This is a genomic window from Bradyrhizobium sp. P2_E8 (assembly GCF_056403875.1).
Genome location: NZ_JBFUES010001602.1, coordinates 1 through 1,024 on the forward strand (window position 1 = coordinate 1; position 1,024 = coordinate 1,024).

A 1,024-nucleotide genomic window follows, 5' to 3' on the forward strand; every position below is an offset into this window, starting at 1 on the left:
GCGCCGTTCTCGCCGACGAGACCGTGGATCTCGCCGGGATGAAGCGCGAAGTCGACACCACGAAGCGCCTCGACGCCGCCGAAGCTCTTCGTGATGCCTTGCAGTTCCAGGATGGGCGAACGATCCTCTCGCATTGCAGATCAGATCTTGGAGGCTCAGATCAGGAAGTGATCCTGCATCCACTGCATTCCGGCGGCGTTGGCCTTGGTCACGACCGGGCCGTCGGTGACGACGTTCTTGGGGATGCCCTGTCCGCTCTTCTCGCCGCCGACCACGGCGGAAACGCCCGCGATGATCGCGCCGCCATGGATGCGGCAGGACGGATTGCGCACGGTCGCGAACATGCGGCCCTCGCTCACCGCCTGGATCGCGGGCGGCATCGCGTCGACGCCGCCGATCAGGATGTTGGTGCGATTGCGCGCCTTCATGATGTTGGCGGCGGCGAGCGCCATGTCGTCATTGTGGAAGAACGCCGCGTCGATCTGCGGATATTTGGTCAGATAGGTTTCCCAGAGGCGCGCGGTCTTGGAGACGTCCCAATCGGCGGGCTGGGTGTCGAGCACCTCGATGTTCGGGAATTGCTTGACGACACTGTTGAAGCCCTTCGCCCGCCCTTGCGCCCCGGTATGGCCGAGCGCGCCTTGCGTCATGATGATCTTGCCTTTGCCGCCCATGGCGTTGCACAGCGCCTGCGTCACCGAGGCGCCCATGAACTCGTTGTCGGGGGCGAGGAAGGAGTGGACGTTGATCTGGTCGAGCGGGGCAATCAGCGTGTCCATGTCGATCACGGGCGTGCCGGCATCGATCATCTTCTGCACGGGCTGGGTGAGGGTGCCGATCCCGAAAGCCTGGATCGCGACGAAATCCCATTTCTGCGAGGCCATGTTGTCGATCGCGGCGCGCTGCTTCACCGCATCGAGCTGGCCGTCGAACCAGGTGACTTCGACATTGAACAGCTTGCCCCAGAATTCCGCGGCCTGCTTGCCCTGCGCGCACCAGGTCGCCTGGAGACCCGCATTGGAGA

Annotated in this window: 1 protein-coding gene; it reads right to left on the reverse strand. The window is 64.0% G+C overall.

The genetic code is table 11. The annotated features are described in order from the left end of the window. Positions 1-155: 155 nt before the first annotated feature. The coding region (locus AC1D00_RS42635; protein ID WP_477014851.1) for a sugar ABC transporter substrate-binding protein at positions 156-1,024 on the reverse strand (869 nt) is incomplete at its 5' end.